This is a genomic window from Virgibacillus sp. Bac330 (genome assembly GCF_003667845.1).
Taxonomy (GTDB): domain Bacteria; phylum Bacillota; class Bacilli; order Bacillales; family Amphibacillaceae; genus Virgibacillus; species Virgibacillus chiguensis.
The window spans coordinates 592,211-605,328 of sequence record NZ_CP033048.1; the positions used below are offsets into that span (position 1 = coordinate 592,211).

At 37.5% G+C, this 13,118-nt stretch carries 5 protein-coding genes; all 5 read right to left on the reverse strand.

Annotated features, from left to right (window positions below):
- Positions 1 to 103: 103 nt before the first annotated feature.
- Positions 104 to 1,306, reverse strand: coding sequence for an MFS transporter (locus D9780_RS02645; protein WP_121639193.1), 1,203 nt, complete (start codon positions 1,304 to 1,306; stop codon positions 104 to 106).
- A 352-nt stretch (positions 1,307 to 1,658) separates the two neighbouring features.
- Entirely contained in the window at positions 1,659 to 7,715 is a 6,057-nt protein-coding gene (locus tag D9780_RS02650; RefSeq protein WP_121639194.1) for a lamin tail domain-containing protein, read from the reverse strand.
- A 440-nt stretch (positions 7,716 to 8,155) separates the two neighbouring features.
- Positions 8,156 to 9,379: an ISL3 family transposase gene (locus D9780_RS02655; protein ID WP_121638963.1), complete on the reverse strand. Its 1,224-nt coding sequence runs from the start codon at positions 9,377 to 9,379 to the stop codon at positions 8,156 to 8,158.
- Between the two features lie 256 nt (positions 9,380 to 9,635).
- Positions 9,636 to 11,234, reverse strand: coding sequence for an aspartate:alanine exchanger family transporter (locus tag D9780_RS02660; protein WP_121639195.1), 1,599 nt, complete (start codon positions 11,232 to 11,234; stop codon positions 9,636 to 9,638).
- A 548-nt stretch (positions 11,235 to 11,782) separates the two neighbouring features.
- The gene (locus D9780_RS02665) at positions 11,783 to 12,904 is read right to left on the reverse strand and encodes a M20 peptidase aminoacylase family protein (RefSeq protein WP_121639196.1); all 1,122 of its coding nucleotides are present in this window, start codon (positions 12,902 to 12,904) and stop codon (positions 11,783 to 11,785) included.
- Between the last annotated feature and the right edge of the window lie 214 nt (positions 12,905 to 13,118).

The window sequence follows — 13,118 nt, forward strand, 5'->3', positions numbered from 1 at the left end:
TTATAAAACAAAAGTTTCTAAGATAAATGGTGGCTGATTATGGGCGTTTTTGAAAAGGGCATGCTTAAGGGGCAAAACGTTTCTATGCTTGTTCCCTAAATCTTTACGAGCTAATTCTTTCACGTTTACGATGTATAAATAGGGTTCCTTTACCTAAATAATAACGAAATAGCAATATGACTGCTAAAACAATTACCGCATTTAGTAAGTAAAGATTAGCAAATCCGAAATAAGAAATAAGCATACCCCAAATAAATGAACCGAGAGCCATTCCACCATCGTATAAAATAAAAAATGTACTCGTTGCATGCGCGCTTCTATGTTTAGGTGCTGCCTGAACAGCCATTGTTTGAAAGCTAGGTAATAATGTTCCGAATCCTAAGCCAATAAGCGCTGCGGATGTTAAAAGCATCCAACTTGAATGCGTTATGCTTAGAGCGATAAGCCCAAGTGAAAAAATGAATAAACATGGTATGATCACATATTTAGGCCCTTTCACATCAAAGGTTCTTCCTAGATAGGGTCTAGAGGTGATCATGACAGCTGCAAAAACAACAAAGAAGTACCCAGCTGTAGATGTAAGTCCTAATGCACTACTATAGACAGATATAAAGGACATAACACTAGAATAAGCTAAAGCTATTAGACTACAAATGAATGCTATAGGAAGCGCACGTGTTTCTATAAAATCATGTACCGCCCATTTCTGTTTTTCCTGAACATTCGGTTTAACACCTGTTTCGTCGATTTGTATCATGGTAGCATGAATGATTGTGACGAGCATGACAATACTTAATAGGAGAAATAGCTGTTGAAAACTTGTATATTGTAGTACGGTTAAGCCAATAAATGGCCCAACAACAACAGCCAAATTCATTGCCATAGCAAAATATCCTAATCCAGCCCCACGGCGTGAAGCAGGAATAATATCAGCAGCAATGGCACCTGTTGCTGTAGTGACAACCCCAAATGCTAGTCCATGTAAGAAACGAACGATTAATAGAGGAATAAAAGTTTTAATAAACATGTAAAGAAAAGTAATAGCGACAAACATAACAACACTTAAAATAAGTCCTCGCTTTTTGCCTGTTTTTTGCAATAGTAATGCAGAAAAAGGTCTTATAATAATGGCGGCAATTAACATGGAAGTAACTACGAGACCAGCCTCAGCTTCATTTCCATGTAAATTTTGCACAACAAAAATAGGTAATGTAGTTAAAAGTGTATAAAAGGAAATGAAAATTAAGAATTGTGTTAATGAAATACTAATAAAATCTTTTGTCCAAATCTTTGGTTGATGACTCAATATCTATCTCTCCTTATCTTAATAAAAACCAGGGGGGACGAGCTTGAAATGAAAGGGGAAGAAAAGCTTGAACAGTCAGGTTTAACACCACCGCTAGCAGTATAAGGTAATGTATGAAGAAAAAACAAAAAGAAGCAACATTTGTTACTTCTATCTATCTAGAATAAAGACACACTTGATCTATTCTATCGTTTTGCCACTGTTTTGTAAACAGGATGGTCAATTCGGTGTACAATAAATCCATTTTACTAAGTGTTATGATTATGGAAAAAGTTAATCAAGCATACGAAGTTGAAATTTATTCAGTGGAGAGTGATTAAACTCCCCACTGATTGGAGATTCCATTTACTTCTTATTCGTTTAGTACCTGCCCTTTTTTTCGATAAAGATGAATGAGCCATATGCTTGAACCTAATAGTAATAGCGTTATTCCAATAAATAGAGCGTTAAACATATTTGTTGCTGTGTTTGGTAAGGAGGACCCTGCTTGATGAGGCTTTGACGTATTTTTAATCGATGGCATCCCATCGTCAAACTGATGTTTATTTCTTCCCTCTTGATTCTCCTCCGAGCTTGGTTGTTGAATGGATGGTTTTCCGTTGCCTTTTTCTCCTTTATGGAAGGCATTCCCATCAGCGTTTTGATCGTTTTGGTCCATGTCTCCACCATTGGTTTTATCTTCTCCAGAGGGCTGTTCCGGAACTGTTGGGGAAGTAGGATTATCCGGTTCTTCAGGTACTATAATTTCCCCATCGATGGTTAAAAACTTCCAAATATCGGATCGTGTTTTACCGCCGTATTGGTCGGAAGCTACGGTATACCAGAAGTATTCGCTATTTGGATCTAACCCTTCCCAAACGATCGCTGCTTTTTCACCACTAGGGACATTTTTTACAGAACCAATTTTTTCATCTGTATACACATTTACTTCTACGTAATCTGTAGCCACTCGCTTCGTTTGTGCCGACATATCAAAATCAAACGAGAATGTATCTTTTCCAGGGTATTCTTCTGGGTCATAGTAGTTGTAATCATCTAGATATGGTGAATAAGTCTCTACATCAATTTGATTTGTATCCATATTAAAGTTCAATATCCGTAAATATCCTTGTCCGCCTTCTGGCCCGCCTTGGTAGTCTGCTAACATTTGATAAACGGTCCGATCCGTAATCCCATCTCCATCATCATCAATGTCATCGATTAATGTCTGAGCATTATGGTAATGACCGGATAATACAGCGAACACATTCTCATTTGGAATAACAACTTCTTCAAACAATTGATCGCCAGTAGGGCTTCTGCTTCCAGTAGCTAATAAATATTCATGTACATTAAGGATAGCTTTACGGTTTGGATGTGCTTGTAACACTTTATTTAACCATTGAATTCCATCCTCTTCAATCCCCCAGCCAAGATGAACCATAATAAAATCCATTCCATTCAAAGACATTAGATCATAGTGGCCGCGGTTGTCTTTGAAAGAGTCCCCATAATAATAATTGTCTTTAAAACGCTCTTCGCCAAAGAAACGTCCATAATAGCTGTAATCACGACTTTTGTTGTTTACATCATGGTTTCCAGCCACAACACCATAAGGGATATTAGCCTCATCTAATTTTTTCATTGATCGGTCAGCTACATCCCATTGTTCTAGATCGTCGTAAACATCTACTAGATCACCTGAATGAAAGACATATTCTATATTTAAAGCTTCTTTATTCTCTGCAATCCATTCTGTTTGTCTTTCATAAATATGTGGATAACTTTCTGAATAGTATTGGGTATCCGCCATCCAAACAAAGCTAAAGTTTTCTCCAATATCGGCAATTTCATCCTGAACAATAACACTAACTTTTTGGTCTTGCATATACTCTGTTCCTTTTACAGAGCCGATGAGTTCAAGCGCATCTGTGCCAGCAATGGTGGATACAAGCGCATCCCACTTGTTTGTCGTATAGTTCCAAGCATACATCGTTACTTTTCGCCCTTCTAATGAAGATCCGTTCCAAACCATTTCTATTTCGTCGTTTGCATCTACTTGTTCATTAACCGTAACGTCAAAACGATGATATGGAAATTGGTAATCAGAGGTCGTATCTATTTGATTGCCATCGATTGTCTGTAAATGCTTCAGCTGTTTTTTTGTTAATCTTTCTTCGCCCTCTGGTAAATAACTTTGCGGCGGTTCTGTGTCTACAGCATTTTGTGAAATGGTCATATTTGGATCATCTGCTGTATACTGGTAGGATTGATAAAAATCAACATCCATGGCATCGTTGGTTGGGTCATGTACGGTAACAGATAAGTTGGCACTTGTGCTATCAGAATTATTCCCTAACCAATTAGGTAGCAGTGGATGTTCTTCGTCTACGTAAAATGTTACTTTCTTTTCTGTTTGATTATTTGCTGTATCCGTAGCTTGAAAACTGAGCTCATGTTTCCCAGGTTCTAACAGGGAAGAAGAGGTATTATACGGTAAGGATATATAATTTCCATCTAACTGAGCGGTTATAGATTCAACGTTGCTTGTTGCATCTTTGGCATTAGCGTCAATGGTAAAAGCCCCTTTATATGTTTCACCATTTTTTATAGAAGGCGTGATCGTTGGAGCAGTATTATCTGTAATCACCTGTTTGGTTACTTTTTCATTCTTTAAAACCGTTTTTATTTCATGCTTTCCATCGTCCACTTTGGTTGTATCGAAAACATAAGCTGTCGATGCAAATGCCCTTTCATCCAATGTGAAAGTGAAATCATAGACAGGCTTTTTGCCTGAGCTATCGCCAATGGAGTAATCTTGATTCGGTTTACTGTACGCTGGGTCGTAAATCGTCGTCCCATCTGAAAGCACGAGGCGAATATTTTTAATCGTGAAATCATCTCGGTTCTCTTGAGATGTTGCATCAAAAGGACCGACTTTATTACCTGCTCGAATGGAGATCGTGTTTTCTCCTTGTTTTAGTTTATCAGCAGAAACAGGGACGGTAATCGTAGTAAATTTTGTATGTGTATCATCAAAAATGTGGAGTATTTCATCTCCCATAGTCACCCCATTTTTAAAGTAAATATTTGTCTCACGTACATCAAACGCGAAATATGCGTCCGATTCCATCGCTTTAAATGTATCTGTTACTTGCTTTTGATCAACAAATAAGCTCGGCTCTATTTCTGTATTGTCAGCGGTAGCTTTTATGACTTTTTTCCCAGAAATAAATTCATTATCTTGCATATTAAGTCTTAGCCCTTCTTGCAGTGTTGGGTTATCAATGGAAACAGTGCTTGTAGGAGAAGTAGTTTTGTTTGCTCCATCACTCGCTGTAAAGTAATATTCTAATGTATCTTTTCCAATTAACTCTGGCTCATAAATGATATGCTCATAACGGTTAGTTGCTTGTGTCTCTAAATTCACCTTTCTAAACTTTCCCCCATCTGTACGATAATGAACAGATACGCTTTTGACGTCTGCATTATCGGTAATGGTGGCAGATAATGTAAAAGGCTGTTCCGATGTAATTTCTTTTTTCTTGGTTGTATTTTTAATGACAGGTTTTTCCGCATCTTTAGGAAAGACAACTTTCTTTCTAGGAACTTGTTCTGTTAATACTTCACCTGGTGTAGCATCCCATTCACCTGCACTTATTTTGGCAGTATGCAAGCTGCTATCTGTCGGAAAACGATAGAAAATACCTTTATCCGCTATTGTATCATCAACATCAACTACATCGTTATACGTAGAGTAAGAAAGTTCTTTTCCAGTTTTCGTAGCAACGATGAGTGACCGTTGACTCCCGTTGGCCATTCCATTGTTATACATTTTAAACAAATTTTCACCTTCTGTTAGATGGGACCCATAATTTGCATTGAAATCGGCTGCAGTTTTTTCTTTATTGCCGTGGTTGATGATCCAAAAAACAACTGTTTCTCCCGGTGGAATGATCACTGTGTCCTTCTCGTTTGGACTCCAAAGTAAATCGTTACCTGCGTCTGTGTTCGGATAGCGATAACGGATCGTATAGTCTTTAAAGTCAATTGCTTCTGTAGTATTGTTATAAACTTCGATAAATTCATAGGCATCAGCACTATTGCTATTCGTCGTATCAGGAGTTATTTCTGTAATGAACAGAGGTGGAACTTGTTGATAGTCGATCTCCTTCGTTGGTAGCTGATAAGAATGAACATCTGTTTTTGCCTCACCGGCCTCATTGGTAGCGGTGAAATAGTATTGAATGTGGTCACTCCAAATTTCTTCGAGTGGAATAGTTACCGAATAGATATTCGGATTTTCCTCAGAAACTTGCAATGGCCATGTTTGATATGTTGCTTTAGCACTTTGCAAGATAGAGAGACTAGCTCCTGATATTGATTTTTCTGATTTAACCTCTATTTGAACGGTTATTCCTTTCTCATCCATGGAAAGTTCTGGCTTGCCCAAAATAGGCTTTTTCGCAGTGCCATCCACGATAACAGGTTTTTTTGGAACTTGTCCAGGCAGGATAGACAATGGCGTCATCGCTTGTCCTAAACCAGTTTTTATCATGCTTGTCCCTTGATTCGGATAACGGTAAACAACTCCTTGGTTTGGAGATGTATCATCCTTTTCCGTATCATTATACGTAGCGGATACGATTTTGTTGTTAAATTTATCAGCAACGACTAAAGTGCGTTCTCCGCTATTAGCCATGCCAGCATTGTGAATTTCGGTTACATGACTTTCTGGCATATGTAAGCCATACTGTTCATTAAAGTCAGCTAAAGTTAAACGTTGGTTACCTTCATTTTTAATCCATACAATAAAGCTTTCCTGGGGTTTGATTTCTTTATTATCACTTATACCCCATATTTGATCAGGCATATCATCTGGATATTGATAGAATAATTGGTAATCATTCATGTTAATTGTTTGATTTGTATTGTTATAGATTTCAATGAATTCATAGGCATCTTTTTGATTTACATTTGTCGTGTCGGGAGTAATTTCTGTAATTAACAATGGGGGTATTGTTTGTGTATCATCCGTATCACTTTGTTTGATCGTAACATGTATAGGCTCCTGTTCAGGATAGGGTATGCTTGTACCATTTTTCGTTTGAGCAACAATTTGGTAGTAAAAGTTTGGTGACCACAGTTTTTCTTTAGGAACTGTAACGGAATAGGTAGTGGCATCTTTATCTTTCGTAAATGGCAATTCCTCCATTTCCATTTTATTTGCAGTCTGGAACTGAAGGTTAAGCTCGGTTACTTCATCGGTTAAAGTTGCTGTAATTGTAAGGTCATCTGTAGCTGTCGCATCATATATGGCTTCATGTTGGATGAACGAATCTGTTGTAACGTTCTTTTCATTTTTCTTGTTATCTAATTCTGTATCTTTTGATTGCTTTTTCTTTTCTTTCGTCACCACGTCTTCATTGGTGTTTTTTTCTTTAGAGTTTTCGGGTTGTTCTGCTTTTACTTCCATTCTTTCAGCTGGAACTTGGCCAGGGAAAATCTCACCAGGGTTCGCTTCTGTTGTAAGTCCGCCACCCCGCCATGTTTTTTGGTCTGTGTAATAGAAAAGCTGCCCTGCCATATTCTCTGTGAAATGAACATTACCTTCTGTTACAACTTCATTGGTACTGTTTTCTATTAATGATAGTTTATTGATGGTGGAAGGAAGTAACGCTTTATTTACAGCAGTTACTTGTTGTTTATTTGGTTGCATTTCATAGAAGCTATGAAATGTATTCATATCTGCTTCTTCGTTAGCAAACCAAATAATATGACTTTTTCCTGATGCGATCAATAAAGATTGTTCAAAAGAAATTTTTTGGTTCTCTACTTGTAATGAATAATCTTTTACATCAATGGGGTGTGATGAATGGTTGAAAATTTCGATAAATGGTTGTTCACCAAACCCTACTTCTGTAATCATTATTTTAGGCAGTGCTTGTACATTCGTACTAGTTTGCGATTGTATTGGAACAGTATATGGATCTGTTTTTCCTTGGTCTGTTGCTGACTTTCCCTCAAACCAATACGTTATATGGTCAGACCAAGTTGCTGATTTGGGAATAGCACCAGTGTATTCACCATTGTCTTCTTTTTTCATGTCAATTTCTATCGGTTTAGAAACCTTTGTAGATTGATAAAACAAGCTTACTTTCTCTGCGTGAGGTGCAGTTACTGATAATGAATGCTGTTGCAGGCGTTGCATCACATTAGGTGCAACATGCTGCATAATCAATGTATCATTATTCATAGTTTCACTATCTTGATTTGGTAATTCTTGCTGTTTTTCCTCTTTAGTTTTTGTTGCTTGTTTAGGGGTGGAAACAGTGGCATAAGCAACCGAAGTTGGTTGTAAGAAATTGGCGATTATTATTACGATCGCCGTCAATGCTGCTAAAAGCGTGCGAAACTTCTTGTTTTGCATTTTTTATCCTCCCTTTGCATGTATATGTCTAAGTATACGGGAGCAGTTGTTAATAATTGGTTAAAGTAGTGTAAAGATTTACTATAAATATGTGATTTATTACTAATCTCTATGGCTATTGCTTTAGTTATAACTTAGAATTCTATCCTACTCTATAATTTAAACAAAACAAACATAAATACGGGCTCTTCGCTAAATACGATGAAATAGCATAAAACACAGTTTAATAGCTTCTATAAAATCTATGAAAAAACCAAATCAAAACCGGACAAGGGAACGGATTTAATTGCTTCGCTCCACAATCACCACCTGATACAAGTCCAATTAAGCAACATCTTATTCGATGTATAATTTTCTTTCTAGGTGGTATCCTAAGTATTGGACAAGGGAACGGGTTTGGTTGCGAGCGACACATGACTCCATACTGATACCTGTTCTTTTTATTTGATGGAAAAGTCTAGTTTCCCAGCAAGAAGATACACCATAGCTACAATATTTTTATCAGACCGGTACCCTCTTGCCTTTCGTTTAGCCGTCTGGAACAAGCTGTTAATACCCTCTAAAATACCATTATTTAATTGCGATTGAAACCATTGAACTACACCATCAAAATGCTTTTTTAACGTCTTTGCCAGCTTTATCATTGGTTCTAGTCGAGATCGTAATCCCCATTGTATCCAGTCTTCCAATACCATAGGAGCGATGGGAGCAGGGTATTGATAAATTTCTTGCAAACAAAGTCGCATACGATAAGCTTTGGCAGTATCTAATTCTGTATCTTTCAGTTTATCCAGCATGGCTTTTTGTTTCTTCGTTAAATTTTCTTCATTTTTCAACCAAGCATAACGGGTATTTTTGAGCTCAGCACATGTCTTACGCTCGTTGCGACGAACTTCGTCTACAGCTTTGTTAGCCTCTTGAATCACATGAAATTTATCAAAAGTGATAGAGGCTTCCGGAAAATAGTCAGAGGCGCCTTTAATAAAAGCAGGTGACATATCCATGCAGACTTCTGTTATATTTTTCGCATGACCACCTTGTTCTTCTAGGCGTTCTTTACACGTTTTCCATGTAGCAGCATCTTTTCCTTTGGCAACATGAATGACATTCTTTTTATCTGAGTCCACAAATATAGTAATATATTGGTGCCCGCGCTTTGATGACGTTTCATCCGTATTAATCTTAGTAACATGAGAAAGGTCTTGATGAGCCATAGCTTGATCTACATAATGATGTAATATTCGCCATAAACGTGTATCGTGCTCCCCCACTAAGCGACTTACTGCATTCATTGGCATGTCTTTAACAAGCATCATAATCCACGCATCAAATAGCTTTGTAAAAGAAGCTCGTGGTTTTATAGCCCAAGGGATAGAAACACGACGCTTTTTTCCGCAGTTTTCACAATCTGTACGTGGGTGTTCTGCATGAATATAGCATGGGTATTCTAAAAAGTTTAAATGACGCCATGTCCGGTTGTAATCAGCAATATCAAAAAAACGTTGATTTTTAGCCCCGCACTCCGAACATGAAAATAAAGCATCTCTATCTACTTTTAAATAGACATCTAGCTGTTGCTTTATTTCATCAAATATACAGACATGGATATACCAAGGTTCTGGAATATGGAACACATTTTCAATATCCTTAATTTCTATTAACATATGAAAACCACCTAACATTTTATTTTGATAGTTTTCAGTATGTCCAACCTTATTTCATTTTAATCAGCGAAGGGGCTAAATACGACTATCGTTTTTACTAGTACTATAGGAAAGCATAAAAGTATAAAGGTGTATAGTATAAGAAAAACTACGCCTTTCGCCAAGTCCTATGGCGAAAGGCGTAAATGCAAGCTAACATATAAGTGCTACGTTCTTTTTAAAATGACAGAGGTCCATGTTCATTGATGAGCATGGATTACAGAAAAAACATCATTAATTGTGTTGAAATAGCAACAAAAATCAGTGAAAATGGGTAAGCAGCAGCGTAGGCAATCACGGCATCATCGGAATCTACCACTTGATTTAATGCACCTAAAGCAGGGGTGCTCGTCCTACCGCCGCACAGTGAACCAAGTGAGTGCACAATGCTAAGCTTAAATAGTTTTTTTGCTACTAAATAACCGATAAAGAGTGGCACAAGCGTGATGATCGTTCCTCCAACCGCAAGCTGCACTCCTTCTGTTTGTATCACATTTACAAGTCCCTGTCCCGCTGTTGTTCCAGCACCTGCTAGAAATAATACAAGACCTAATTCTCGAATGACATGGTTTGCCGGGGCATAATAACGGACATGTATGGGTCCAATGTTACCGAAATGACCAACAATTAAAGCAACAAAAAGTGGCCCGCCAGCTATTCCTAGTTTAATTGTTCCTAACCCTGGAATGAAAATGGGGAGCATACCAACAATGATTCCTAATAAAAGTGTTATACTAATCGAGAAAATGTGTACATTGGTGACGGCTGGGTTTTTTCGCGAAAATAATTTTTCAACTTGCTTCAAACGATTTTCCGTGCTTACAATGGTTAATACATCACCTCGGAGCAAGCGCATCGTAGGATGTTGCTTTAATTCTAGTCCTTCACGTTCAATTCTAGTTACGGTGGCACCATATTTTTTTCTCAATTTTAATTCCTTCATGCTTTTTCCAATAACGGACTCGTCTTCTACAGTGATTTTTTTAAACTGTATATTATCTGGGTTTTCTAGTTGCGTGGTTACTTTTTGTCCGACATAGGTGCCAAAAGATTTCAATTCATCTTCTTCTCCAACAGTAACAAGGTTGTCCCCCATAAGTACAGGAGTATCGCTGAGAGCAATCATCGTATGTCCGTTGCGAATAATTCTGCTAATTACGACATCCTTTTTACTAATCGCAAGCTCTTTTAAGGTTCTTCTATGAAGTTTTGGATTGGTTACTTTAAATGACATCACTTCAGGTGAATGTTCATCTTTAATTGGATTTTTTGATGCCTCTAAATCTTTCATTAAGTCGACTTTACTAAAACGAGGCAAAAGCTGAACAAATAAAATAATTGCTAGCACACCGAAAGGGTACCCAATTCCATAACCGACAGAAGCGATGGAATCATTTGTTGCTTGTAATGCTGCAGCTAAACCAGGAGTACTTGTTAATGCTCCGGTCATTAATCCAATGCTTAGCGCTGCTTCAAGATCAAATGTTTTTGCAACTATAATGGTAGTGATGACTGCACTGGTAACAATACATAAAGAGATACTACAGAATATAATTCCATTAGAACGGATCATTCTGAAAAATCGTGGGCCAGCCTGTAAACCGATAGCTACTATAAATAAGCTCAAACCTAGGTTTTGTACAATTGGCGATACGTTATATCCAAAATGTCCAAAAATCATAGCAACAAGTAAAACTCCGGCAGAACCGAAGCTTAGTCCTTTTAATTTAAGTTGGCCAAGAAAAGAGCCAATAAGTAAAATGGCAAAAACTAAAATAAGTTGTTCGTCAAGTAAATCGTGAAGTAATGTTTCCATTTTCCTCTCCTCTTTCTTTCATAGTATCTATTTTACTACAACGAAAGAAAAAATCTTGTTCTTGGGAAGATTGTTCAAAAATTTTTCAAGCTTTGAATGATTGAAAAACATTGTAATCGCTTTAATATCCTGTTCCAACCATTTTTAAAAGATATTACTAAAAGGTGGATGAGAATCTATGAAATTTATCAATTGTTGAATGAAGGGGAAAGAGGTAAAAATGTGTTGAATGAAGGGGAAAGAGGTAAAAATGTATAGTAAAAGGAATTTTTCAACTTTTAAATGCATTGTGTAATCTCGAAGTTGTAACAAAAGTATTCTGAACAAAGAAAAACATGAACGAGTGGAAGTAGTTCATGTCTCTAAAATGCTCGGCAAAACATGTTGCTTTTCGTAAGTGGTTGGATAGCCCCCTCGTGCAGGCGCAATGTAGGGGCTATCCAATGCCTTCTTACTACAGTGTCTACGTCTATTTCTTCTGCACACCTTTAGAACGTACAACTTGAGATATAACGAAAATGGAAGCCAACCTTTTAATAGAAAATGCTCTACAATTCATAAACTTGTCGAACTGCTTCCGTTAGAATTTCAACACCGTTGATGAGTGCATCAGAATTAAATGTCATTTGTGGGTGATGTAATCCTGGCGTTAAATCACAACCGAGACCTAGCATAGTCGCTTTTAATTCTGGCTTCTTAATTGTATAGAAGTGAAAATCATCTCCTCCAGGAGTAATTAAAGGGGGCTGAACGGCTTCTTTCCCTAACACATTGGTAATAGCAGTTGTCATTATAGATGTTGCTTCCTTATTTGTTTTGGCTGCAGCAATGCCATGCTTCTCCATAATGTCTATGTTAATTGGGTAAAGATGTTGTATTGAATCAAAAATGGCTCCTACTTGCTTATCTAGCTCATCCATCGCTTCATTCGTTTGTGCCCGCATGTCGATTGCAAAAGTAGCACTTCCAGGTATAATGTTGGTGCTCTTGCTACCAGCTTGGAAGCTCGTCATTTTTACAGAATGCGGGACGGTTGGATCTAAATGAATCTTACTTAGTAATTGTACAATTTGTGCACCAACTTCAATTGCATTCGTATTTAAGTGCGGTCTTGCCCCATGTGCGTCTACACCAATAATTTTCGCTTTGTATGTTTTACATGCTCCATGCACAATGACGGGAGCTGCATTGTGCATCGGAGTCTCTTGTTTTGGTCGTAAATGGACGCCAAATAAATAATCGACATCTTCTACAACACCTTTTTCTACTAATTTTAATGCGCCAGTCCCTGTTTCTTCTGCAGGTTGAAAAATAAATTTTATCGCTACCTTGTCTTGAAGACTGGAGCTCTGTTTTAATTTCCACAATAGTCCTAATACCATAGCCATATGTGCGTCATGTCCACAAGAATGATTGGCTTGAAATGTGCCATCTACTTCTTGCCAAAGTGCGTCAATATCAGCTCGAATGGCTACTATTGGTAAATCTTTTTCAAAGTTTCCAAATCGCCCAATAACCCCTGTGTGATCTGTGAATGTATGCACATCACACCCTTGTTCTTGAAGAATATGCTTGATGTAGTTGGTCGTTTCTATCTCTTCCCAACTGATTTCTGCATGGTTATGTAAATGATGGAACGTGTTTTTTATTTTTTGTTCTAAGTTAGCCATGAGAGGCGATCTCCTTTCCTGTTTAAAAAGTGTTATAAGGCTTCTCCTTTAAGAATTGAAAAAGATGAGTTGAAACATCTAAGTCAGCTAACAACATCTCTATTCCTTTTTGTAAGAGGGTTGTAGGTCATACTCATGACATGCGAAGAAAATCTAGTGGAGAATGAAAGAACTCCCCTAATTGCGGTTCGCTTTACAAGAGTGGAAGTTTAAA

What these genes read in the sequence shown, in the direction of transcription:
- D9780_RS02650 (WP_121639194.1), bottom strand. Translation starts at nt 7,715, where the DNA reads ATGCAAAACAAGAAGTTTCGCACGCTTTTAGCAGCATTGACGGCGATC.
- D9780_RS02655 (WP_121638963.1), bottom strand. Translation starts at nt 9,379, where the DNA reads ATGTTAATAGAAATTAAGGATATTGAAAATGTGTTCCATATTCCAGAA.
- D9780_RS02660 (WP_121639195.1), bottom strand. Translation starts at nt 11,234, where the DNA reads ATGGAAACATTACTTCACGATTTACTTGACGAACAACTTATTTTAGTT.
- D9780_RS02665 (WP_121639196.1), bottom strand. Translation starts at nt 12,904, where the DNA reads ATGGCTAACTTAGAACAAAAAATAAAAAACACGTTCCATCATTTACAT.